This is a genomic window from Pseudomonas sp. Root71 (genome assembly GCF_001429045.1).
GTDB lineage: Bacteria > Pseudomonadota > Gammaproteobacteria > Pseudomonadales > Pseudomonadaceae > Aquipseudomonas > Aquipseudomonas monachiensis.
The window spans coordinates 62,759-86,210 of sequence record NZ_LMHY01000026.1; the positions used below are offsets into that span (position 1 = coordinate 62,759).

The window sequence follows — 23,452 nt, forward strand, 5'->3', positions numbered from 1 at the left end:
ACGGGTCGACCTATAATTTGTGAATGCTCAAGTTCCTTTATTAAAGCTCCAGGCCTGTACCTCATGAATTCCCAAAGCATCATCGTCCCGAAAATCTCCACCCTGCCGGTACACGAACCCCGGGCCCGGGCCGTCGTGCGCTGGCTGGTGCGCAAGAACATCATCGAGGAAGAACTGACCACCTGTGGCCGCACCGGCAATCGCATGGCCCACGCCATCGCCGACGGTGCCCGGGCAGTGGTCCTGCACCCCGAAGCCCTGCCGTTCGGCGAGCCGATCAATGGCCTGGAGATCATCACCAAACGCTGCATCTATACGCCAGCCAAGGGCTTCCTTGAAGAGGCGGGCTGCGCCGAGTGCCGCAAGGAAGTCGGTGAAGCCCTGTTCGAAAGCCTGGAAGACTGGATGCCGGGGCGTACCGATAACTTCACCTGCCCCGAATGCGGGCATGAAGACGACATCAACGGCTTTCTGTTCCTGCAGGAATGCGGCTTCTCCAACCTCGGTTTCATCTTCAATAACTGGGCCGAAGCCGGGTTCAAGCAGAGCTTTATCGATGAATTCGCCGATTGGCTCGATCAGCCGGTCAGTTGGGTGAAAGTCGAACTCTAAACGCCGTATTCCCCTGTAAGAGCTGCCGCAGGCTGCGATCTTTTGATCTTGTTTTGTGAAAATCAAAGTCAAAAGATCGCAGCCTTCGGCAGCTCCTACGAAAAGCCCAAATCCCCGTATATCTGTAACATCGATAATAGACAGAGTTTTACATTGAACCCGAGGGGGTGTCTGACTATAATGGCGCGCTTCCATTTTCCCGCTCGGGAGCCCCCGCGATGCTGCGTATCAGCCAAGAAGCTCTGACATTCGACGACATTCTCCTAGTGCCCGGTTATTCCGAGGTGCTTCCTAACGAAGTCAGTCTCAAGACCCGCCTTACCCGTGGCATCGAGCTGAATATTCCACTGGTTTCCGCTGCCATGGACACCGTCACTGAAGCCCGTCTGGCAATCGCCATGGCTCAGGAAGGTGGTATCGGTATCATCCACAAGAACATGACCATCGAGCAGCAAGCTGCTGAAGTCCGCAAGGTCAAGCGTTACGAAGCCGGTGTGGTCAAGGACCCGATCACCATCGTCGCCGACGCCACCGTGCGCGAGTTGTTCGAACTGACCCGCATGCACAACATCTCCGGCGTTCCGGTGCTGCACAATGGCGACCTGGTCGGCATTGTCACCTCCCGTGACGTGCGTTTCGAGAACCGTCTGGAAGCCACTGTCCGTGAAGTGATGACGCCTAAAGAGCGTCTGGTCACGGTCAAGGAAGGCGCCGACAAGAACGATGTGCGTGAATTGCTGCACAAGCACCGCATCGAACGCGTGCTGATCGTCGACGACAAATTCGCCCTCAAGGGCATGATGACCGTCAACGACATCGAAAAAGCCAAGGCTTACCCGCTGGCCAGCAAGGACGATCAAGGTCGTCTGCGTGTTGGTGCTGCAGTCGGCACCGGTAAAGACACCGGTGACCGCGTTGCTGCACTGGTCGCCGCCGGCGTTGACGTGGTGGTGGTCGACACCGCTCACGGTCACTCCAAGGGCGTGATCGACCGCGTTCGCTGGGTCAAGCAGAACTTCCCTGAAGTGCAGGTCATCGGCGGCAACATCGCCACCGGCGCTGCCGCCAAGGCCCTGGCCGAAGCTGGCGCTGACGCAGTCAAGGTCGGTATCGGCCCTGGCTCGATCTGCACCACCCGTATCGTCGCCGGTGTCGGTGTGCCGCAAATCAGTGCCATCGCCAACGTCGCCGCTGCCCTTGAAGGCACTGGCGTACCGTTGATCGCCGACGGCGGCATCCGTTTCTCCGGTGACCTGTCCAAGGCCATCGTGGCCGGTGCTTCCTGCGTGATGATGGGCTCGATGTTCGCCGGTACCGAAGAAGCGCCGGGCGAGATCGAACTGTTCCAGGGTCGTTCGTACAAGGCTTATCGCGGCATGGGTTCGCTGGGCGCCATGTCCCAGGCCCAAGGTTCCTCCGACCGTTACTTCCAGGACTCCTCGGCAGGCGCCGAGAAGCTGGTTCCGGAAGGCATCGAAGGGCGTGTGCCATACAAGGGCACCCTGAGCGCGATCATCCATCAGCTGATGGGCGGCCTGCGCTCCTCGATGGGCTACACCGGCAGTGCCGACATCGAAGAGATGCGCACCAAGCCTGAGTTCGTGCGGATCACCGGCGCCGGCATGGCCGAATCCCACGTTCACGACGTGCAGATCACCAAGGAAGCGCCAAACTACCGCGTAGGTTGAGCCTTCAAGCAACAAGCTAAGCAACCGGGGCTGTTTTATTCAGCCCCGAGTTGTTTCTGAATCACGACTGTTTCCGAATTTTTTAGACGAGACTGAATCATGGCCCTCGACATTCACGCCCACCGCATCCTGATCCTCGACTTCGGTTCCCAGTACACCCAGCTGATCGCCCGCCGCGTGCGTGAAATCGGCGTGTACTGCGAACTGCACCCGTTCGACATGGACGAAGATGCGATCCGCGAATTCGCCCCTAAAGGCGTCATCCTCGCCGGCGGCCCGGAGTCGGTTCACGAAGCCAACAGCCCGCGCTGCCCGCAAGCGGTTTTCGATCTGGGCGTGCCGGTCTTCGGTATCTGCTACGGCATGCAGACCATGGCCGAGCAACTGGGCGGCAAGGTTGAAGGTTCCGAGCTGCGTGAGTTCGGCTATGCCCGCGTTGACGTGGTCGGCAAGAGCCGCCTGCTCGACGGCATCGAAGACCACATCGACGCCGATGGCCTGTTCGGCCTCGACGTATGGATGAGTCACGGTGACAAGGTCACCCGCATGCCGGAAGACTTCCACATCCTGGCCAGCACCCCGAGCTGCCCGATTGCCGGCATGTTCAGCGACGAGCGTCGTTACTACGGCGTGCAGTTCCACCCGGAAGTGACCCACACCAAGCAGGGCGGTCGCATCCTGTCGCGCTTCATCCTCGACATCTGCGAGTGTGAAGCACTGTGGACGCCGTCGAAAATCGCTGAAGACGCCATCGCCCAGGTTCGCGCCCAGGTCGGCACCGACAACGTCCTGCTCGGCCTGTCCGGCGGTGTGGACTCGTCCGTGGTTGCCGCGCTGCTGCACAAGGCCATCGGCGACCAGCTGACTTGCGTATTCGTCGACAACGGTCTGCTGCGCCTGCACGAAGGCGAGCAAGTGATGGCCATGTTCGCCGAGAACATGGGTGTCAAGGTGATCCGCGCCAACGCCGAAGAGCAGTTCCTGGGCAACCTGGCCGGCGAAGCCGACCCGGAGAAGAAGCGCAAGATCATCGGCCGTACCTTCATCGACGTGTTCGATGCCGAATCCTGCAAGCTCGACAACATCAAGTACCTGGCCCAGGGCACCATCTACCCGGACGTGATCGAGTCGGCTGGCGCGAAAAGCGGCAAGGCCCACGTGATCAAGTCGCACCACAACGTGGGCGGCCTGCCGGAAGAAATGAACCTCAAGCTGGTTGAACCATTGCGCGAGCTGTTCAAGGACGAAGTCCGTCGTCTGGGCCTGGAACTGGGCCTGCCGTACGACATGGTCTACCGTCACCCGTTCCCGGGCCCGGGCCTGGGCGTGCGTATCCTCGGTGAAGTGAAGAAGGAATACGCCGACCTGCTGCGTCGCGCCGACCACATCTTCATCGAAGAACTGCGCAAGGCCGACTGGTACCACAAGGTCAGCCAGGCCTTCGTGGTGTTCCAGCCGGTGAAATCGGTTGGCGTGGTAGGCGATGGCCGTCGTTACGCCTGGGTCGTGGCCCTGCGTGCCGTGGAAACCATCGACTTCATGACCGCGCGTTGGGCTCACCTGCCTTACGAACTGCTGGAAACCGTCAGCGGCCGCATCATCAATGAAATCGAAGGCATCTCCCGCGTCACCTACGACGTGTCGAGCAAGCCGCCGGCGACCATTGAGTGGGAATGATTGGATATCTGGCACTGACCGGCACCCAGTAGCAAGAAACACCCTGAAGCCCGCGTAACTGCGGGCTTTTTGGTTTTTAGGTCTGGCAGTATCTGGCAATTTTCAGCATCGCCAAGCACCCCTTAACCATGGCATGGTAGCTGGTATTATCTGAACCTGATGCCATGCCGATGCCCTGATACCATGTGTAGCTTTACAAAGTTGACATGGTATTAAAAAGTATCAAGTTATTGATTTATAAAAGTTTAATGCTGATTTTTTGTGGGCTTTTAGAGCATGGTATTTTGATCGAAAAAAGGCAGGGACCATGCTTACCGATACCAAGCTACGCAACCTCAAGCCGAGGGAAAAACTCTACAAGGTGAACGACCGTGACGGCCTCTATGTAGCCGTCACCGCCGCTGGAGCCATCTCGTTTCGCTATAACTACTCGATCCACGGTAGGCAAGAAACAATCACCTTCGGCCGGTACGGTAGTGGCGGGATCACCCTTGCGGAGGCACGTGAGCGGCTGAACGATGCCAAGAAGATGGTCGCGGCCGGGAAGTCGCCTGCGAAGGAAAAAGCACGGGACAAGGCACGTGTTAAGGATGCGGAGACGTTTGATGCTTGGGCTGAAAAGTGGCTGCGCGGTTATCAGATGGCCGATTCCACTCGTGATATGCGGCGCTCCATCTACGAGCGTGAGTTGAAGCCGAAATTCGGTAACCAGAAGCTGGTGGAGATCAGTCACGAGGATTTGCGGGCGCTGACCGATACCATCGTAGAGCGAGGTGCACCGGCAACGGCAGTGCACGTACGCGAAGTAGTAATGCAGGTCTATCGTTGGGCCATTGAGCGCGGGCACAAGGTGGAGAATCCGGCAGACTTGGTACGTCCTACAAGCATTGCCAAGTTTGAGCCGCGTGACCGGGCGCTGAGTTTTGAAGAGATAGGCTTGATGTACCAGTACATGGAGCGCATTGGTACTGCATCGTCGGTTCGTGCTGCGGCTAAGTTGCTCTTGCTTACAATGGTGCGCAAGAGTGAGCTAACCAACGCGACCTGGAGTGAGATCAATTTCAGCGAGGCTCTTTGGACCATTCCCAAGGAACGAATGAAGCGCCGAAACCCCCACCTCGTTTTCCTATCCAGACAAGCGCTAGATATTTTCATTGCGCTGAAAACTTTTGCTGGCGGATCGGACTACGTGTTGCCATCACGGTATGACTCGGACCTGCCCATGAGCAGCGCTACGATCAACCAAGTGCTGACGCTGACGTACCGACTAGCGCAGAAAGAGGGGAAATCGCTTGCCAAGTTTGGGCCGCACGACTTGAGAAGAACTGCTAGCACGCTGCTACACGAGGCTGGATACAATACCGATTGGATCGAGAAGTGCCTTGCGCACGAGCAGAAAGGTGTACGGGCTGTCTACAACAAGGCTGAATACCGTGAGCAGCGCACGGCGATGCTACAGGATTGGGCTGATATGATTGATGAATGGACGCTCAAACAGCCACGGCAAAGCACCGCAGGCTAGTGGGTTAATTACATTGATTTGACCACGCGTTTGCATGCGACCTGAACAGTCATTTGCATCAGACTTGACCAGCGCGTCTCGCGTCCACGCTTTGCCAAAACTGACCCGAAGCCGGTGGTGACGCCAGGCAGAAATCGGCCGATTTTGTTGAAAAAGTCGGCTTCGAATTCCACGGCAGAAAAGTACGCGCCTGAGATTGAAATCTGAGTTTTTGGCAGAAGGTTCTGGACTCGGATTTCACCCAGCAGCGTGCAAAAGAGGTGTTTTTGCACATCAATATTCGAGCGACTTGGGCAAAACGACTTTTTCAACAGAATCGGCCAATTGCCGCCCTCTGGTCACTCTTTTTGAGTAACGTTATGATGTCTGCTTTCGGCCCAATACCAGTCATCGCCCTACTGTTTGTCATCCGGCAACAATCGTTAAACAGCGGACCTAAATTCCGCCATCTCAATTCACTTGAAATAGGGCTTGGCGATCCTCAAGCGCGGCCTCTATCACCCCGTCAGCTAAGGGCAACCGCAATGCCATGGTGATAGAATTACGCAATAATTTCAACGGCACTGTGCCTGCAAAAGACGAACTTATAATGCCTAAAAACAATTCAAGCCAAGCCGAAAACCTTTCAGCATCCGGGAACATTGGTCTATCGAACGCAAAGAAAGCCAAGCAGGATGAGTTTTACACACAGCTTGGCGACATCGAAAACGAGCTCAAGCACTATAAGTCGCAGCTACGTGGAAAAACGATACTCTGCAATTGTGACGATCCGTTTGAGAGCAATTTTTTCAGGTATTTCGCGCTCAACTTCAATACTCTCGGTCTCAAAAAACTCATCGCCACAAGCTATGTGAAGTCGCCCATCGTTGGTGGGCAATTGCCGCTTCTTGAAATGGAGGGATTGAAGCCCGAAGGCGCCGAACCTTACGCAATCGAAATAAATGAAGTTCCAGACCACAATCAGCGGGGCGCAACGGACCTTGCCGACGTCGAGTATCTGCTCAAGCACGATGCCAATACGTCGCACGCGCTCCGTGGTGACAGCATCTACGGCGCAGGTGACTTCCGCAGCAGCGAGTGCGTTGACCTGTTAAAACAGGCAGACATTGTTGTTACCAATCCGCCCTTTTCCCTGTTTCGTGAATTTGTGGCGCTGATCGTTGCACACAACAAGCATTTTTTGATTCTCGGCAATCAAAACGCTATTCATTACAAAGAGATTTTTAATCTAATCAAAGATAACAAAGTTTGGCTCGGTGTTGATAACGGAGGAACGAAATGGTTTCGTGTCCCTGATGGTTACGATATTCAGACTGAATCGCGCAAGAAAATTGAGAATGGCATTAAGTATTTCAGCATGGGGAGCATCATGTGGTTTACCAACATGGACAACCCAAAGCGCCATGAAGAAATCCCTCTTTACAAGCGGTATAACCCTGCTGAATACCCAAAGTATGACAACTATGGCGCCATTGAGGTCAGCAAGTTTTTAGAAATACCCTGCGACTATGACGGCTTAATGGGTGTTCCTGACACGTTTTTGAATAGATTTAATCCTGCACAATTTGAGCTTATCGGCATACCGTTTGGAAACTTGGGCAAAGAAATTGGCGTCACAAAAAATTACCGGGGACGCACGGACATCGCGATCACAAAGGATGGTAAGTCACGTTGCCCATATTCAAGAATAATCATCAAACGGAAATTTTGATATGAAAATCGCCTTGCATAGCATCAAGGTAGCCGAGCTTATCGCTGGCTTTGAGGACAAAGCCGAAGAAGGAGTGCGAGGATACGGTGGCCGATTGAACATACGCCCACCATACCAACGTGAGTTCATCTACGGCGAAATGCAGCGCAACGAAGTTATTCATACTGTCCGCAAAAACTTCCCACTTAATACGATGTATTGGGTGAAGTTGGGTGATGATTCCTTCGAGTTGATGGACGGTCAGCAGCGAACCATTAGCATCTGCCAATATGTACAGAATGATTTCTCGATTGAGATTGACGGAACGCCGAAGAACTTTGGCAACCTGACAGAAAATAAGCGTCAGGAGATTCTGAACTACGAGCTTTCGGTATACATGTGCGAAGGCACGGAAGACGAAAAGTTGGACTGGTTCAAAATCATTAATATCGCGGGCAAGCCACTGACCGACCAAGAACTCAGAAACGCAATTTTCACCGGCCCTTGGCTGGCTGATGCGAAACGATGGTTTTCCAAAACCGGCGCTCCTGCTGTTCAAGAGGGACGGGACAAGCTGGTGAACGGTTCGCCGATTCGGCAAGAGGTTCTGGAAACGGCACTCGACTGGATTTCCGGTGGAAAAATTGAAAACTACATGAGCGCCCACCAGCACGATAAGGATGCGCAGGAGCTATGGCAATACTGGCAATCGGTATTTGATTGGGTTAAGCGTGTATTCCCGAAACAAGATAGCGCGAGAGCGAAGCTTATGAAAGGATTACCGTGGGGATCGTTCTACAACAAACACAAAGACGGTAAGTTTAACGCTGCTGATTTAGAGAAGCGCATCATCGAACTCATCGACGACGACGAGGTGGATAGCAAGAAAGGAATTTACGAATACCTTTTGACCGGAAACACCCGAACCCTGAGTCTTCGTGTGTTTGACGAAAAAATGAAACAGAAAGTCTACGCAAAGCAGAAGGGCAACTGCCCAATTTGCACAAAGCACTACGATCTTCACGAAATGGAAGCTGACCATATTGTTCCGTGGAGTGCTGGAGGCAAAACTACGGAAGAAAATTGCCAGTTGCTTTGCAAGCTGGATAACAGGACAAAGAGCGGAAAATAAACAGTTAGCAACCAGTATTCGACTGCAAGTGATGTTCGTGGATGTCTGCTTCTGGGGATACTGCGAAGGGCGTTTATTCGTATTTTGGAATACGGCCCCGATGTCCGGAATGGGCAAATACCGGACATCTAGCTTGCAGGTGTCATCAGTCAGCAACGGGTCGTTATGAGCCTCTCAGCTTTGACGTCTGGTCGGTCAAATCCTCTGTAATCGTTGGTCAATTTCAATGCAAATGACTGGTCAGGTCGTATGCAAGCGCCTGGTCAAGTGCGCTGCAATTCCTCAGCTAGATCATGATTGTCTTCAGCGTGTAGCCTGCTTCTGCGCTCGCCGCTTGATAGCGGCGGAAACTGCTTGGCGTGATACGCCAAGCTGGCGCGCTATTTCAGCTTGACTCATGGTGCCCTGAGTTAACAGATCATCCATCATACTGGTGGGAGACTTGAGTGCCTGGAGCAGTCGATAGGCTTCTCTCCTGACATATGCGTGGGCTTCAATGTCCCAATCAGGGAGAGTGCCGGCTTTCTGCGACCAGATTTTGTCAATCAACTCGTCATACTCTAGCGCGAACCTTCTGTCACGTTGATATGCGCGGCGAGCTTCATCGCTTCGCCTTGGGTTGTGTGCTTCGCAGTAGAGTTTGCTGGGCTTCGCTGCGCCTTCGGGCTGACCCGGTAGTTTAGTGGGCCGGAGCAAGTCACCATGCCGTGCCCACGCGGCAATGAGTATTCGCCGCTCGACGTGCTCCCTGAAGGCTGACACCGAACGGTCACCGCGCATTTCCACCATGTCACAGTAGGCCATCAACATGCGGGCGGGCTCGTACCGGCCGAACTCACCTTTCCATGCCTGCTCGTAGCGCGCCACCAAGGCGTCGGCTTTTTTCTGAGCTGCCGCACGAATGGCATCCGTTAGCGGCGCGACTTTGACATTTCCTCGTTTTAGGCGCTTGAAGACCTTTTGAGCCCCCATGCTGATCGAGTATTCGGTGGATCGCCAGCATAGTTCGCAGAAGCCCCAGTCATATACGTTGCTGAGCTTGGCGCGGATGCGATCAGACGATGTATCACTTTCCCTAACCAGGCGTTCTAGAAACGGATCGAATGTGCTCGGCGCTTTCTCACGTTTTTTCATCGTCCGATGATAGCTCTTCGTGACAACTAAATTCTAACTTTTTTGCACCCTTACTCTGGCGCTGGAGGGCATTGTCAAGCATCTGACGACTTTGAAGGAAAGCGACCTTATGGAGATCAAGCCAAAGAGCAAGACACTCATCAACCGCAAGAAATTGCACGCGATGATCCCGCTGGCTGAACGCACGATCTACAACATGGAACAGCGGGGGGAGTTCCCGCGCCGCATCGCACTAACCAGCCGAAACGTCGCGTGGGATCTGACTGAGATCGAGGAATGGATCGACGCGCGCAAGTCGTCGGGTATACATGCTGCCCGCCCCGGAATAGGGGCCTGAATCGTGGCGATTGATGTGTGGGCAGCATGCCAGGGTAAACCGCTTGTGCTGGATTTTATGCGGCCATCTGCGGGCAGCTCTGGACGAGAATGCAGGGCGCACAGTCGCTCAGCAAGTTGGCATGGGGTTTGGCCATCCATATGATTAGCAGAAACAATGGTCCCCAGTCGATGAGGGCTGTAATAGGCCGCGAGCGCATTGAGGCCGTAGCGCGTCCTGGCGAGACATACGAGCAAGTCGCCGCCCGCTTGCAGCGCGAAGGGAACGAGGAAAGCCGTCTAGTAGCAGCGCCTAAGCTACAACCCGCTACCCGCGTGCGCAAACCATCCAAGGGGGATGAGCAGCAGGATTTCTTCATCCCGACGGTGTATGACGTGGGCATCCGCGATAGCCGTAACATCATGGATGTGGCCGTATTCCGACTGTCTAAGAAGGAGAGGCGTGCGGGCGAGGTCATCACCTATGAGTTGCGGGACGGCAACGTGAAGGTGTCTGCCGGTCCAGCCGGTATGGCTTCGGTGTGGGATTACGACCTTGTGCTTATGGCTGTGTCGCATTTGACCGAAGCAATGAACCGCTATCGAGATGGTAGGGGCGAAAAGCCGGGCCGGGTTTTCCGGCCGCACGTTGGTGACGTCCTCAAATTCCTGCGTCGTGCTTATGGCGGCAAGCAGAAAGACGATCTTGTAGAGACGTGCCTACGGCTGAATACCACGCATGTAGCGGTCCGGCGTAACGAAAAGGGCAAGAATGGCCGAACCATCACCGTGAATGAGGGTGAGCCGCTGATTAGCCGATACAAGGTCATTGAGAACAGCTCAGGCAAGCCAGAATTCATTGAGATCGAGGTGGCGCAGTGGATGTATCAGGAGATCACGGGCGGCAAAAAACCCGACGTGCTGGCCCTCCACCCTGACTTCTTCCTGATCGGAACCGGCATTGGCCGGTTCGTGTATCGTCTTGCGCGCAGAGCAGCGGGCAAGACAGAGGCCAGATGGTCATTCCAGACCATCTATGAGCGCAGCGGCTCGGCAGGAACGTTTAAAGAATTCTGCCGCATCTTACGCAGCATCGTCGAGGCTAACGACTTGCCGGAATATACCTTGACGATGGAGGCCGGGCAGAGCGGGCCGCTGCTCGCAATGGCACATCGGCGCCGCATGGTCGACGGAGCGGCCGGTGTGTAATGTACGGGTGCCAATGCGCGGCACGCGCTTAGCCTGTGGATAGTCCGTACATTACCCACCAACCTCCGTACTTTACCCACCCAAAACAGTACGTTACCCACCAAAAGCCGTACATTGCACACTGGAAAAATTTACAACCAATTGAAAATAAAAAGAAATTTTGATTATTTTCTTCCTAAATCTTTTAAAACTTAATTAAAACTCTAAAACCGCTGTGGGTGTCAACTGGGCAACCGAAGCAGGGGCACTCTTGCGGGGTTCCCCCACTGCTTCGCGGCGGCTTCCCCCACCGCATGAAAATGCGTTCGGTACGCTCACAGAGTTGTCTATGCGCTGGCCAGCCGGAGTGGCGTGCAGATTCGCTACCGGGGATTGTGGTTTATGGGCCGCGCGACAAACGCGATTGCTGGTCATGAATGAACCTCGTTCATCCATGTTAGGTATCTAACAAGGGAGGCTGCGCAGTGCGCTGCCGGTGTACTGGCCAGTACACCCTCAGAAAAAACCTACGCGCCCATGTTTTCAGCAGCGCACAATGCCACCGTGTTGATCTCAAAAAAGGGACACCAAAGGGAAGGGGGGGCGGCCGGGTTGGCAAATGCACAGATTTGCCCCCCAGTTTGCATTCGACCTGACCAGCCATTTGCGCCAGATTTGACCTCCACGCTTCGTGGCCATGATCGGCAGAGAACGACCTATAGCCGCCTTACGATAGATGTGTCGTTAGGACCAGCGGAGGTTTCCTAACAAGTCTGAGATGCGACTCATTCTCGCATTAGTACTTTATCATGTTCCGTTAACTCCATAAGTCCAAGCTCTTGCCACCAAGAAATGAGGCTATTGAACTCCCGATCAAGCCATTCATACTTTTTTAAGACGCGAGGCGAATCTTTGAACTTGTCAAGATTTTCGTCAATGTGTCCACGCACTCGGTATAAATATGAATCATACGCACCAGCATGCGGCGGATATAAAAACCATGTCCAATAGCGCTGATAATAAAAGCCGTCTATATCAAGCCCATAAAAAGCAGGAGCTAAAGGCATTTGCCCTTCTTTTAGGGAAAAGAAATTTATAATTTCTGGATCTATGATTACCCTCGGGAAAACTGCAAACTCCTCCTCAAGTGTGAAGGCTCGAATATATGAGCTACCAAAAATCACCCGGTTCTTGTGAAATAATTTCCCTTTAGTAATAGCCCCCCTGCAAAATATGCCATCAGAAGCTAAGTCGGCGGTTATCTTATGGATTTTCCTTGATAACCCTTTGAAACCATCCATGGTTGGCTGGGCTGATATTATTATACAGTCGGAAATGTATGTTAGCCTTGGATCTCCAAGCTCTCTTTCTATCAGTCCGTCTTCCGTTTCTTCGTATACTGGAAGGTCTGTAGCATAGTTTGGCTCATAAGTCTCTTCATCCATGAAGTTTAAAACTGACCTTATTTTCCTAAAAATCAGGTCATCTTTTGAGTTGCGCTCTTCTATGCCTCTGATTATTTCCTTGAAGCCAAGAATATCAATAAATGCAACAAATCGTTCCTCCATTAATTCATCATTTTCTAGCATATAGGCCTTGAAATTCGCGTATTATTTGGATGCCTTAACTATATAATTTAAAAATAAAAAAATCTACTACTTCAGTAGCATCCGTCTCTACTTGACATGTGGCTGCAATCGACCCATAGCTGCCTTTTGCTGAGGACGGCTAACAGCAAAAAGGGGCCAGTCGAAGGCGTCCTGGAAATTAGTGACAATTCAGTGTTCCAGTGTAATTGCCTTTTTATAGGCAGAGTATGCAGTTCACTCGGGGCTATACGGATCTTAAATTCTACCCTAACGAATTAAAATCAATTACGTTTGGTTTAAAATTGAGCCCAGAAATCAAAGCTGAAATTTTGAAGCTAGTCTCTTCTCAGTATGCTCATTGTGAGCTCTATCAGCTAGAAATGATTGGTGGAGTGATACGTCGTATGGAGTATGCCAGCTAACAAGCCGCTTAAGACGTTCGTTCCACTCACTGGAACTTGCGCTTTAATGCGCTTTGATGCGATTTGATGCGATTTGATGCGATTTGATGCGATTTAATGCGATTCTAGAAAAATATACGTGAGTGGGAAAAACGGAACTGGCTGTTTTGTCCAAATCGCATAGAATCGCAAAAACAATGACGGCAAGATGTGTGTTGTGGGCCCACAAGCTTCGCTTGTTCGCTCCACACCACCTACCCTTATTCACCTTCGGTTCAACGGACAGTCTTGCTCTGCGAGGCTTACCGATGCTGCCGCGGCGACTCAAAAACGGAAAGGACATAGCATGGAGCCAGATCAAAAACCAAAGCCACGGAGGGAACTCGCTCCGATCAAGGTTTGGGTGTCTCAGAAGGAGCGGGAAGTTATCCAAGAACGCGCCAACCAGGCGGGCTTGTCTCTTTCGGCTTATCTGCTGGCAGTTGGGACGAATACGCCAATTAGGTCTGTCGTAGACTTGGCCGCCGTTGCTGACTTGGCCAAGGTCAATGGGGACCTTGGACGGGTCGCCGGATTGTTAAAATTTTGGTTGGTCGAGAAACGTGGGCAGGGGGCAAAGCCGATAGACGTTGAAGCGATGATGACGAATTTTCGAGTTCTGCAAGCGCAGGTTCTGGATCTTATGAGCCGGATCGTCTATAAGCGAAAATAATAACGGCCTTGTAAGGCCGTTTGAGCATGAACTCTGGCTTCATTATAAAAATCCTAGATGTACTTTCAACGGTCAAATTATTACAAGGAGTAGTAAATGGTAGATTTTAAGAAAAAGCTAAAAAACAAAAGTGTAGAGAAGAGAATAGATCCAACTGAAATATATGATTCATTGGATCGAAGAAGCGAAGCAGGACCACTGCGGCCCTCTCAAGAAACATTATTAAAAGAGTGGCATAGTTCTCGTAGAAATTTGAAAGATAGCGTAGTAAAGCTCCACACAGGTGAAGGTAAAACACTGATTGGGCTTTTGATGCTTCAGTCGAAGTTAAACGAATCAGGAAAGCCATGCGTTTTTTTGTGTCCCAATATTTACCTCGCAAAACAAGTAACATCTGAAGCAAAAAAATTCGGCATACCCTTCTGCGAAATTGGTAGAGATCGAGAGCTGCCCGACGAATTTATCGCGGGAAAAACCCTTTTGATTACACATATTCAAAAACTTTTTAACGGAAGAACAAAGTTCGGACTAAATAACAAGTCTGTGGAAGTCGGGTCCATTGTTTTAGATGATTCACATGCTTGCATTGACTCAATTCGAAGCGCACTAACTATCAAAATTGATCGAAAGCATCCTCTTTATGAAAAAATCATCAGGCTTTTCGATCAAGATTTAAGAGAGCAAGGGGAGGGAAGCTTCCTTGAAATTGAGAGTGGCAGTTACAACACCATGCTGCCAATTCCTTACTGGTCTTGGATAGACCGCAAAGACGAAATGATTCAGATTCTACTAAGCTATAAAGAAGATAAAGAGATTGCTTTTGCATGGGAGCTAATAAAAAATAATTTAGAGAATTGCCAGGCATTCATAGCTGGAACCTACCTTGAAATATCTCCAATATTAATTCCGATCAATGCATTCGGCTCATTCGCTCGAGCAGAACACCGAATCCTAATGTCCGCTACTACGCAAGACGACTCCTTTTCGATTAAAGGACTTGGCTTTGATGTCGAAGCAATTAAAACCCCTCTCACAAACACCATACTTAAATGGTCAGGTGAGAAAATGATTCTAATTCCTACATTGATCGACGCATCTTTAGATAGGGAAAATATTGTTGATTGGCTCGCAAAGCCAGATAAAGATCGTAGTTTTGGTATCGTATTCTTAACCCCGGACTTCTCAAATAAAACACAGTACCAACGTTTGGGCGCGACCGTCGCTGAAACCGATACTATCTTCGAGCATGTTCAACAGTTGAAAACTGGAAAAACGTCTTCGTCTATGGTTTTTGCAAATAGATATGATGGTATAGACCTGCCCGATGACGCTTGTCGCATTCTTATTCTAGATTCAAAACCATACTTCGATTCTCTTCTCGATCGTTACGAAGAGGACTGTCGTACTGGTAGCGATATAATGAATGTGAAGATCGCACAAAAAGTAGAGCAAGGCTTGGGGCGAAGTGTAAGGGGTGAAAAAGATTACAGTGTGATCTTAATAGTTGGCGGTGACCTTACAAAATTTATCAAAAGCCAATCCACTCACAAATATTTCTCGCCGCAAACAAAAAAACAGATTGAAATTGGCCTGCAGATTGCGGAAGACGCGAAAGCAGATCTCAAAACTAAGCCCAATGAATATGAAGTTCTGATTGATCTCATGAAACAAGCTCTTAATCGAGATGAGGGCTGGAAAGAGTATTATGTCGAGGAAATGGATGAGATAGTAAAAACAAACCAGAGTTCATCTTTATACGATGTGTTGAAAATGGAGTTCGATGCGGAAGTCGCGTTTGCTTCTGGTAACGAAAAACGGGCTTGTGAAATCATTCAGAGACTTTCAGATAAATTTCAGGAAGAGCCCGCCGAGAAAGGATGGTATGTTCAACAGTTAGCTCGATACACTTACAGATTCAGCAAGGCAGATGCCAACACTATTCAAGGCACTGCATTCAAATTAAATACCCAGCTTTTAAAGCCAAAAACCGGTGTCAATTACAAAAAAATATCTTTCATTAATGAAAATCGTATTTCACGAATCCAAAGTTGGCTAAAAAAATTTAATACTCACGAAGAGCTTCAACTTTCGGCTAATGGGATTCTCGATAACCTAGCTTTTGGTGTAGCCTCAGAAAAATTTGAGCTGGCTCTTAAAGAGCTTGGCCTAGGCCTGGGCTTCGAAAGTCAAAGGCCAGACAAAGAAATCAAAAAAGGTCCTGACAACCTTTGGTGTATTGGAGTTAACAAGTATATATTTCTAGAGTGCAAAAATGAGGTGGAATCGAACCGGGTAGAAATAAACAAAAACGAAGCCGGCCAGATGAACACACACTGTGGTTGGTTTGAAGAGGTTTACGGTGAAGCGGAATGTACGAGAATCTTGGTACACCCCACCAAAAAGCTTTCATATGACGGAAACTTTACACACGACGTTTCGATTATGCGGAAACGCTCGCTTAACAAACTCAAAGAAAATTTCCGAGCATTCATCATGGAGCTGCAAAAATTTGATATCCATAACATTTCAACGGGACAAATTGATAAGCTTCTGAATTTCCACAGTTTAGACCCGGCCAGTCTAATTTCAATGTATTCAGAGCCTCCTCTTAACTAAACTAAAACCGGTGTTGAGTTGTTATGGAGGAATTAATAATTCCTCCATATTTCACCAGTATAACGGTCTGTGATTGCCTGAGGTCAGTCCGGAAATCCCTAAAAACCTTCATCGTTAGAGAGATTTTCGTCGTCAAGCAACCGGCTAAAAGAATCCGGCAGCGGGCGGTAGCTTTCCCTCCAAAGTCAGCGATGGCAGAGAGTAAATCTATTAACGGCTCACCACTTGCGCTCCATTGAAAGCAAGTAAGAATACGGGCTATCTATTAGCGTTCGCCGTCTTTGGTTTGTTAATAGTACCGCTGATGCAGTCAGCGAGATTCCTGCTCCAGCAACCAAAGCAATAGAGCTTGGGATGCCTGCAAGGATTGCAACCGAGGCCGGGGCAGCTGAGAAGAATGAAACCTTTAATAACCCGCTAAGGCCCGCTTCCCAGCGTTGAGCCCGCAGGGACTCCCGCAGACTATTCATCGCTGGCAATACGTTGGTCTGATACTGGTCTGATACTGCTTGTCGCAGTGCCTCTATAGATATCTCTTTAGGTAAGTCCGCAGTAAGACGTGAAATTTCTCGCCGGAATACAGCCAGTTCTTCCACATGATATTTTTTGAATTTAAGAAGTTCATCCACTGAAAGATGCTCAGGCAAAGAAATTCCTTGCACCATAAGATCAATAAGTAAGCTAGAGGCAACATCAGTTGGCAATGAGCGCCTCGGGCCAAACGCGTCGAACTGTCGGCCAACCCGTCGATCGCCAGAAATGCCAAGCGGCTTTCCCTTACGCACAGCGATTGCCAAATGGTCTGCTGCAGACGACTCGGTTACCAAGCCCAAACCTAGTCGTTCAGCCAATTGAGAGGCGAGGAGCGTCATGTAGAAATTTGCGAAACTAGGTGCGACGTGAAGCCAACCGTCATCATTGAGCCCACGCTCAAGTTCTGAGCGGATCATGTATGGCAGTTTTTCTGGATGCATATGAGCAAACTCGCGCAGCTCATAGGACATTTTCTCAGGATGAATTCTATGAGTCGGGTGTTTATCTGTATCAAACATCACACCAGCCGTGGCCGGGTCCGTAAGGAATTCGAGAACTTTTTCGGTGAGCTCCTCAACTTCCTCCATATCCGATGAGACACGAACGGGATTAAGTACGCCTTCATCACATAGGGCGCGAGCAAAATCATTTGAGTATGGATCACGATGGGAAATGGGGACTATTGTTCGGATCGAGTCCCAGAACAACACGGCACTTCGTAGCCAACGCTCATTTTTTATGTCGATGTATGGGTAGTAAAGCGCGGTTGAGAAGACTGTCGGCATGAGAATTCCTCCGTGATAGATTTTGTTTGGATAGCTGCCGTGCAGTCACATCAGTGTGGCATGGAACTGCCATTCGGTATGTCTATAGCCGACTCGGACCGATTTTTGACAGTCTAGACCGATCAATTCGGGTCGCTTCCTAGCTCTCCAGGATGTCAGCTTTGGCTGCTCTCTGTCGGTTATTACTCTATGTGTGCAGTCAAGTTGAGCGCACTCGGATGGTCAGCACGAATGCAAATTGACTGATCCTTGGTAACGCTTATGAGAGGTCATGCCCACTCAATTACGAAACTATAATCTACGCGGCGGCGCATAGCGGAGGGTGTAACCACAACCGATGCTCAACAAAAAGGATGACACCAGATGAAAAGCCGACCACACGATGAAGCAATGGCTGAGCAGTTTTACACAGATCCCGACTATGCGGCCAAGCTGCTGATTGAAGTGCGCCGTAACGGCGACGCGGCGGAGCTGGCCATCCTATTACGACAGATGGCGAAGGCGTTCGGGCAGGATGAGGAATGGAGTCTTGCCGATGCAGAGCAAAAGCTATTGTGTAAGTAAGAGGATATGGCACATTTCATGGTATTTAGATTGTTTCCTGTAATAAAGCACTGATGCATATAGGTTTTGGTATGTTATTTATAATAGAGTGGGAATGATCGTATGAGCCTGTGAAGCCAGGCTCAAATCGATTATGCCAAGAAGCCCCGGGTCGAGAGACCCGGGGCTTCTTGCGTTTCAGGGGATGCGTGTGGGTTTCAAGCCGTTGCGGCGCAGTGCATCCGAAAGGTCGGCCAGGCTGGCAAATCGCTTGCAATTGATGCTGCCCCACTGTGGGCGCTCGATGTACACGCCTGTGGCGTCGGCGTGGATGAGTGTGCGTACCAGTGAGCCGTCGCGGGCGCGGTGAACCAATTCGAGCTGGTTGCCGTACTTCTCGATGCTGAGCATGCCCGGTTGATTGAGTGCAGCCTCGAGTACCAGTTCCCTGGCAAGCTCGGGGGATTCCACTTTCAGGAGCAGGTCGTTCTTGACGATGTATACGGTGGTGTCCGTACCGCTGCTTCCGGATTCTCCCGGATCTGGCTCAATGCTCGTGGGCTGGGCGATCTCGGCACTTTTTACCCGCAGTCCGATGCCACCTTCCAGTTCACTGACACCCGCGACGCCTTCCCAGGTATTGGAGTGGGTATTGCCAACCAGTGCAATCCAGCGATGAGGGCCTTTGGCGGCCTGGTCACCTTCGATGATGATCTTGGTAAAGTAATTCATCATTTTTTGCCGGTGGGCGTGAGTTACCTCGAACATGTTATCGACGCGATAGCTGGCGGCGCAGTCGATCGCCTGCACACGAATGTGGTTTTTCTGCGCGGCCTTGATCACCTTCATAAAGGTGAATCGGCCAGAGGGATCGGTGAAATGACCTGCATCGAGGTTCTTCAGGTAACTTTTCAGGCTTTTCGACATTACGCCGCTCTTGTTGAAAACATCCAGGTCCGCCTGATGGAAGTCGTTGAGCAGATGCTCCATGTACAGGGTTTTAACCTTTTGTTTGCTGAGTATTTCCATGTTCTCAATCAAGAACTGTTTGCTACCAATACTGGAGTGGCTTTCGCCGACTACCAGGGCGGGTGACTCTTCGAACAGCGTCTCGATGATGTCCTTGGTTCGGCTCACCGAGCCAAAGGTCGGAATGGTCGGCCTGGGAGGGAGTTCCGGGAGGTTTTGATAGTAGGCCTGAGCGTCTCGATACAGGGTTTTTCTCAGGGCCTTGAACTGCATGAGAGCGCTGTCGGGATTAAGAATGTCGTCGTATGCGTCACTGAGTTCTTTGTCTGCGTTTACGTCAGTGACGAATGGCATCAACTCGGACCGTAACGCCTGGGGTACATCATAGATAGTGCTGGGGCTGGCTACGTCGGGCAAAGGATCTGGCGTCCGCCCCCATGGCCAGCGTCCGAAAATTTTACCGCCGCCATACAGCCCGGGCCGGGTCAGGAGTTCCCATTCACCCTCGGCGTTCAAGCGAACCGGCAGGTTGCGGAAAAAAGAAAACGGGTTGGCGGGGTCGATGATCACCCAGGTCTTCATTTCGTTGACGTAGCGCACCAGGTAGTAGGAATTGTCGATTCGGATGTAATTTTCGCCTCTTGGTGTTTGGTAAACGTTGCGGTATTGGCCTTCGTCGGCCACGACCTCCATCCCATCGAGTACTTCATTGGTCTCGAACGGAGCCAGCGGGTTTTCACCTTCCAGCACATAGGCCCGGCCAGGGGCGGCGACAGTGATTTTCGGCGGGGCGCCAGTGGGGTGTTCGATTTCGTCGGCGAGGTTCTCCTGGGGGGTGAACTCATCGTTGGCTTCATCGACCTCCGCTATTTCGGCCGAGCCGCCGAGCGCCAGTGCATTGAAGAGGGTTTCGATGCTGCTGGAGATGGCGCCGAGCACACCGGCCTTGCGATCTTGGGCATTCTTCCCGTTGACGGCCTGGTCGATGTTCAGGCCGATGTTGGCCAGGCCGGCGCCGACGGCCGCCAGGGCCACCGGCCAGCCCGCCACGGCCATGGCCCCAAAGAGGCGGGTGACGGTGCTCAGGTAGCCGACCCACATTTTTTCCCGTAGGTCGCCATTGGAGCGCAGGGACAGATCGGCATCGTCGAACATACGCTCCCTGACCGAGTCACGGATCCAGCTGAAGGTGTCAACGTTGATGTCAGGTGCGTCCTGATCGAACAGGCTGCTGTCGTATTTGCCCCAGGTCGAATACAACAGGTCGATGGTGTGATTCAGGCCGACGTTGTCGCCGTCCTGTTGTTGCGCCGACAGTGGAAAGTGCGCCATGAACCGGGCGCGATTGTCCGGGTGATTGTTCTGGCACAGCAGCCACCAGTGCAGGTCATGGGAGGTTTCGAACACATGGAAGGCATCTGTTTCGCCAGGTGTATACAGGATCTGCCGACCCTGGCGGTCGATGATGCGCAGTATGTCGCAGGCACGGTAGTTGCCGATGTACAACGGCGCGACCCGCAACCCTTCGGCAGGCGGCTCATGGGCGTGGAGCAAATCGAGGGTGATGGGCCAGGAGAGATGGCCGGCCACGGCCTTGAGCACGGTCTTGAGGTTCTCGTTGCTCAGGCGTGAGCCGTCGTGTTCCTCCAGCGCCTTGGAAATGAAGTTGAGCTTGGCCAGGGTTCGGAAGTTGTCCGAATGCCGGCGCCAGAAGGCGCTCATCTTGTCCCAGTAGCGGTCGTGAAAATTGATGCGCCACAGGTCCTTGATGACCTTACTCGGATACATCTTCACTTCGTTGGTTTCGTTGTAGATCCGGGCGTTCGCTCCCTCGTTGTAGAAACCGCCGTCACTGTCCAGCAGGTCGGCGTTGTCCTGGTCATGGGCTTGAAAGCGCTGGATCACCAACTGCGGCAAAGTCAGCGACTCAATGGGCTTGGGGTAGTGTTCCCAGAACAGGAAGGCCTTGGTGCTGGTCACCGAGGTGTTGTCGAAACGGTGCCACCAGATCCGGTCCGGATCGATGTGCCGGATACCGTACTTGTCGAGAATGCCCTGGGCTTCGATATGGGCCATGTCGTGCATGTCGGGGCACGCTTCCACGAACGGAATCACCAGGTCTTTGAGGGCCTGCACGTCCTCGGGGTTGGGAAGTAGGAATTGTGAGTTTGTATCTGAAGAATTCATTTCTCTCTCCTTGAGAAATAGATGGGTTTGAAGTCGGCACTATGCCCGCGGACTACAGCCGGATCTGTAGGAATGACGGCGCACGGTGTCAGGTATTGATGGATCGGTGCTGTCAGAGGAGGTGCCGAACAGATTGCGGTCCCGCTGCGGCCCGCCGCCGCGCCCTCTTTGCTGTTTCTTTCACAACTGCGGGTGTATCGTATTCGCCTTTTGCGGGCCCCCGGGCCTGTCGCTGAAACGTGAGGTAGTTGAGTTCATGTCGTTTACCCGTCGCCAAATCCTCGGTGGCCTGGCCGGTCTTGTTGTCGTTGGTGTCGGTGCCGGGGGCGCGTCGCGTTACTGGCTGGGCAAGATGGCTGACGCCGAGGCGGGCCACGACTACGAGCTGATCGCGGCGCCGCTGGACGTCGAACTGGTAGCGGGGCACAAGACCCTGGCCTGGGCCTTCGGTCCGTCGGCGCCGGGCACCGAATTGCGGGTGCGCCAGGGTGAATGGCTGCGGGTGCGCTTCATCAACCATCTGCCGGTCGCCACCACCATTCACTGGCACGGCATCCGCCTGCCGCTGGAAATGGACGGTGTGCCTTACGTGTCGCAATTGCCGGTGCTGCCGGGTGAATACTTCGATTACAAATTCCGCGTGCCGGATGCCGGCAGCTACTGGTATCACCCGCATGTGAACAGCAGTGAGGAGCTCGGTCGTGGCCTGGTCGGCCCTTTGATCATCGAGGAACGCGAGCCGACCGGGTTCAAGTATGAAAAGACCTTGAGCCTCAAGAGCTGGCATGTCGACGACGTCGGTAATTTCGTCGAGTTCAGCATCCCCCGTGAAGCGGCCCGTGGCGGTACGGCGGGGCGCCTGGCGACCATCAATGGCGTGCCGCAAGCGGTGATCGACCTGCCGGCCGGGCAGATCACCCGTGTACGCCTGCTCAACCTCGACAACACCCTGACTTATCGCCTGAACATTCCCGGCGTCGAAGCGCAGATCTATGCGCTGGACGGCAACCCGATCGAGCCACGACCATTGGGCAAGGAATACTGGCTTGGTCCGGGCATGCGCATTTGCCTGGCGATCAAGGCCCCGCCGGCCGGTGAGGAGTTGTCGCTGCGCAACGGCCCGGTGCGCCTGGGCACGTTCCGTTCGGTGGCCAACACCGATGCGCCGACCGAGTGGCCGCCGGCACTGCCGGCCAACCCGATTGCCGAGCCGGACCTGGCCAATGCCGAGAAACTCAACTTCAATTTCGAATGGGTTGGTTCGGTGTCGGTCAACGTCGACAACGGCAAGCCGCCGAGCCTGTGGCAGATCAACGGCAAGGCCTGGGACATCACCGACAAGACCTGCGCCGACCGCCCGATTGCCAGGCTCGAGAAAGGCAAGAGCTACATTTTCGAATTGAAGAACATGACTCAGTACCAGCACCCGATTCACCTGCACGGCATGAGTTTCAAGGTCATCGCCTCGAACCGGCACAAGGTCATTCCGTATTTCACCGACACCTACCTGCTGGGCAAGAACGAGCGCGCGCAGGTAGCGCTGGTGGCGGATAACCCGGGTGTCTGGATGTTCCACTGCCATGTGATCGACCACATGGAAACCGGCCTGATGGCCGCCATCGAGGTGGCATGATGCGTCAGATTCGTCCCGCCGCCATCATCGACCGCAGCCGTGATCGCGAATTCATGCGTGAGGCCCTGGCACTGGCAGCCCAAGGCGCAGCCCTAGGCGAAGTGCCGGTGGGCGCGGTGCTGGTGCAAGATGGAGAGATCATCGGTCGCGGCTTCAACTGTCCGATCACTGGCAGCGATCCGAGCGCTCACGCCGAAATGGTCGCCATCCGCGCCGCCGCCCAGGCGGTTAGCAACTATCGCCTGCCGGGCAGCACGCTGTATGTGACGCTGGAGCCGTGCAGCATGTGCGCAGGCCTGATCGTGCATTCGCGGATTGCGCGGGTGGTGTACGGGGCGCTGGAGCCGAAAGCCGGGATTGTGCAGAGCCAGGGGCAGTTCTTTACCCAGGGATTTTTGAATCACCGGGTGTTGTATGAAGGCGGGGTGTTGGCGCAGGAGTGCGGGGCGGTGCTCAGCGAATTCTTCAAGGCCCGGCGCGCAAAACCTGCAGACTGAACACCGTATCCACATTTTGATCTCCGTT

At 52.6% G+C, this 23,452-nt stretch carries 18 protein-coding genes; 13 read left to right on the plus strand and 5 right to left on the minus strand.

The window, feature by feature from the left end:
* Positions 1-63: 63 nt before the first annotated feature.
* From ASD95_RS18820 to ASD95_RS18835, 4 genes are all read left to right on the plus strand, one after another.
* Positions 64-612, plus strand: a complete 549-nt coding sequence (locus ASD95_RS18820) for a hypothetical protein (RefSeq protein ID WP_046040989.1) — start codon at positions 64-66, stop codon at positions 610-612.
* A gap of 218 nt (positions 613-830) precedes the next feature.
* The gene (guaB, locus tag ASD95_RS18825) at positions 831-2,300 is read left to right on the plus strand and encodes an IMP dehydrogenase (protein WP_008053208.1); all 1,470 of its coding nucleotides are present in this window, start codon (positions 831-833) and stop codon (positions 2,298-2,300) included.
* Between the two features lie 99 nt (positions 2,301-2,399).
* Positions 2,400-3,977 (plus strand): glutamine-hydrolyzing GMP synthase, encoded by a 1,578-nt coding sequence (gene guaA, locus ASD95_RS18830; RefSeq protein WP_008053207.1) that lies wholly within the window; start codon positions 2,400-2,402, stop codon positions 3,975-3,977.
* A 307-nt stretch (positions 3,978-4,284) separates the two neighbouring features.
* Positions 4,285-5,499, plus strand: coding sequence for a tyrosine-type recombinase/integrase (locus tag ASD95_RS18835; protein ID WP_056721194.1), 1,215 nt, complete (start codon positions 4,285-4,287; stop codon positions 5,497-5,499).
* An 8-nt stretch (positions 5,500-5,507) separates the two neighbouring features.
* Here ASD95_RS18835 and ASD95_RS29390 read toward each other — a convergent pair whose 3' ends face one another.
* Positions 5,508-5,771 (minus strand): hypothetical protein, encoded by a 264-nt coding sequence (locus tag ASD95_RS29390; RefSeq protein ID WP_056721191.1) that lies wholly within the window; start codon positions 5,769-5,771, stop codon positions 5,508-5,510.
* A 317-nt stretch (positions 5,772-6,088) separates the two neighbouring features.
* Between ASD95_RS29390 and ASD95_RS18845 the strand changes: the two genes are divergently transcribed.
* A complete protein-coding gene (locus ASD95_RS18845; RefSeq protein WP_056721189.1) occupies positions 6,089-7,210 on the plus strand; it encodes an adenine-specific methyltransferase EcoRI family protein in 1,122 nt (373 codons plus the stop codon).
* 1 nt (position 7,211) lies between these two features.
* The gene (locus tag ASD95_RS18850) at positions 7,212-8,321 is read left to right on the plus strand and encodes an HNH endonuclease family protein (RefSeq protein WP_056721187.1); all 1,110 of its coding nucleotides are present in this window, start codon (positions 7,212-7,214) and stop codon (positions 8,319-8,321) included.
* 303 nt (positions 8,322-8,624) lie between these two features.
* Here the strand turns inward: ASD95_RS18850 and ASD95_RS18855 are convergent, their stop codons facing one another.
* The gene (locus ASD95_RS18855) at positions 8,625-9,455 is read right to left on the minus strand and encodes a MarR family transcriptional regulator (protein WP_056721185.1); all 831 of its coding nucleotides are present in this window, start codon (positions 9,453-9,455) and stop codon (positions 8,625-8,627) included.
* 109 nt (positions 9,456-9,564) lie between these two features.
* Between ASD95_RS18855 and ASD95_RS18860 the strand changes: the two genes are divergently transcribed.
* Both ASD95_RS18860 and ASD95_RS18865 read left to right on the plus strand, forming a co-directional pair.
* Positions 9,565-9,792, plus strand: coding sequence for a helix-turn-helix transcriptional regulator (locus ASD95_RS18860; RefSeq protein WP_056721184.1), 228 nt, complete (start codon positions 9,565-9,567; stop codon positions 9,790-9,792).
* An 89-nt stretch (positions 9,793-9,881) separates the two neighbouring features.
* Positions 9,882-10,979 (plus strand): replication initiator protein A, encoded by a 1,098-nt coding sequence (locus ASD95_RS18865; RefSeq protein ID WP_236709754.1) that lies wholly within the window; start codon positions 9,882-9,884, stop codon positions 10,977-10,979.
* A 764-nt stretch (positions 10,980-11,743) separates the two neighbouring features.
* On the opposite strand, the gene ASD95_RS18870 is transcribed toward ASD95_RS18865, so the two are convergent.
* A complete protein-coding gene (locus ASD95_RS18870; protein WP_056721182.1) occupies positions 11,744-12,526 on the minus strand; it encodes a hypothetical protein in 783 nt (260 codons plus the stop codon).
* 768 nt (positions 12,527-13,294) lie between these two features.
* On the opposite strand from ASD95_RS18870, the gene ASD95_RS18875 reads away from it, so the two are divergent.
* On the plus strand, positions 13,295-13,660 hold the full coding sequence (locus ASD95_RS18875; RefSeq protein WP_056721180.1) for a plasmid mobilization protein: 366 nt from the start codon (positions 13,295-13,297) through the stop codon (positions 13,658-13,660).
* Between the two features lie 96 nt (positions 13,661-13,756).
* Positions 13,757-16,276, plus strand: a complete 2,520-nt coding sequence (locus ASD95_RS18880; protein WP_056721179.1) for a DEAD/DEAH box helicase — start codon at positions 13,757-13,759, stop codon at positions 16,274-16,276.
* A gap of 218 nt (positions 16,277-16,494) precedes the next feature.
* Here the strand turns inward: ASD95_RS18880 and ASD95_RS28810 are convergent, their stop codons facing one another.
* Positions 16,495-17,595 carry a hypothetical protein gene (locus ASD95_RS28810; RefSeq protein ID WP_056721177.1) on the minus strand — a complete coding sequence of 367 codons (1,101 nt, stop codon included), beginning with the start codon at positions 17,593-17,595 and terminating at the stop codon, positions 16,495-16,497.
* Between the two features lie 363 nt (positions 17,596-17,958).
* Between ASD95_RS28810 and ASD95_RS18890 the strand changes: the two genes are divergently transcribed.
* Positions 17,959-18,159, plus strand: coding sequence for a hypothetical protein (locus ASD95_RS18890; protein ID WP_056721175.1), 201 nt, complete (start codon positions 17,959-17,961; stop codon positions 18,157-18,159).
* A 177-nt stretch (positions 18,160-18,336) separates the two neighbouring features.
* On the opposite strand, the gene ASD95_RS18895 is transcribed toward ASD95_RS18890, so the two are convergent.
* A complete protein-coding gene (locus ASD95_RS18895) occupies positions 18,337-21,294 on the minus strand; it encodes a membrane-targeted effector domain-containing toxin (RefSeq protein WP_056721174.1) in 2,958 nt (985 codons plus the stop codon).
* A gap of 256 nt (positions 21,295-21,550) precedes the next feature.
* Between ASD95_RS18895 and ASD95_RS18900 the strand changes: the two genes are divergently transcribed.
* Both ASD95_RS18900 and tadA read left to right on the plus strand, forming a co-directional pair.
* On the plus strand, positions 21,551-22,927 hold the full coding sequence (locus ASD95_RS18900) for a multicopper oxidase family protein (protein WP_056721172.1): 1,377 nt from the start codon (positions 21,551-21,553) through the stop codon (positions 22,925-22,927).
* Positions 22,927-23,424 carry a tRNA adenosine(34) deaminase TadA gene (gene tadA, locus ASD95_RS18905; protein WP_056722278.1) on the plus strand — a complete coding sequence of 166 codons (498 nt, stop codon included), beginning with the start codon at positions 22,927-22,929 and terminating at the stop codon, positions 23,422-23,424. Before ASD95_RS18900 ends, tadA begins: the two co-directional genes overlap by 1 nt.
* Positions 23,425-23,452: the final 28 nt, after the last annotated feature.

Excerpts from the sequence above, each read along its gene's own strand:
- ASD95_RS18820 (WP_046040989.1), top strand. The coding sequence starts at position 64 with ATGAATTCCCAAAGCATCATCGTCCCGAAAATCTCCACCCTGCCGGTA.
- guaB (WP_008053208.1), top strand. The coding sequence starts at position 831 with ATGCTGCGTATCAGCCAAGAAGCTCTGACATTCGACGACATTCTCCTA.
- guaA (WP_008053207.1), top strand. The coding sequence starts at position 2,400 with ATGGCCCTCGACATTCACGCCCACCGCATCCTGATCCTCGACTTCGGT.
- ASD95_RS18835 (WP_056721194.1), top strand. The coding sequence starts at position 4,285 with ATGCTTACCGATACCAAGCTACGCAACCTCAAGCCGAGGGAAAAACTC.
- ASD95_RS18845 (WP_056721189.1), top strand. The coding sequence starts at position 6,089 with ATGCCTAAAAACAATTCAAGCCAAGCCGAAAACCTTTCAGCATCCGGG.
- ASD95_RS18850 (WP_056721187.1), top strand. The coding sequence starts at position 7,212 with ATGAAAATCGCCTTGCATAGCATCAAGGTAGCCGAGCTTATCGCTGGC.
- ASD95_RS18855 (WP_056721185.1), bottom strand. The coding sequence starts at position 9,455 with ATGAAAAAACGTGAGAAAGCGCCGAGCACATTCGATCCGTTTCTAGAA.
- ASD95_RS18860 (WP_056721184.1), top strand. The coding sequence starts at position 9,565 with ATGGAGATCAAGCCAAAGAGCAAGACACTCATCAACCGCAAGAAATTG.
- ASD95_RS18865 (WP_236709754.1), top strand. The coding sequence starts at position 9,882 with ATGCAGGGCGCACAGTCGCTCAGCAAGTTGGCATGGGGTTTGGCCATC.
- ASD95_RS18870 (WP_056721182.1), bottom strand. The coding sequence starts at position 12,526 with ATGGAGGAACGATTTGTTGCATTTATTGATATTCTTGGCTTCAAGGAA.
- ASD95_RS18875 (WP_056721180.1), top strand. The coding sequence starts at position 13,295 with ATGGAGCCAGATCAAAAACCAAAGCCACGGAGGGAACTCGCTCCGATC.
- ASD95_RS18880 (WP_056721179.1), top strand. The coding sequence starts at position 13,757 with ATGGTAGATTTTAAGAAAAAGCTAAAAAACAAAAGTGTAGAGAAGAGA.
- ASD95_RS28810 (WP_056721177.1), bottom strand. The coding sequence starts at position 17,595 with ATGCCGACAGTCTTCTCAACCGCGCTTTACTACCCATACATCGACATA.
- ASD95_RS18890 (WP_056721175.1), top strand. The coding sequence starts at position 17,959 with ATGAAAAGCCGACCACACGATGAAGCAATGGCTGAGCAGTTTTACACA.
- ASD95_RS18895 (WP_056721174.1), bottom strand. The coding sequence starts at position 21,294 with ATGAATTCTTCAGATACAAACTCACAATTCCTACTTCCCAACCCCGAG.
- ASD95_RS18900 (WP_056721172.1), top strand. The coding sequence starts at position 21,551 with ATGTCGTTTACCCGTCGCCAAATCCTCGGTGGCCTGGCCGGTCTTGTT.
- tadA (WP_056722278.1), top strand. The coding sequence starts at position 22,927 with ATGCGTCAGATTCGTCCCGCCGCCATCATCGACCGCAGCCGTGATCGC.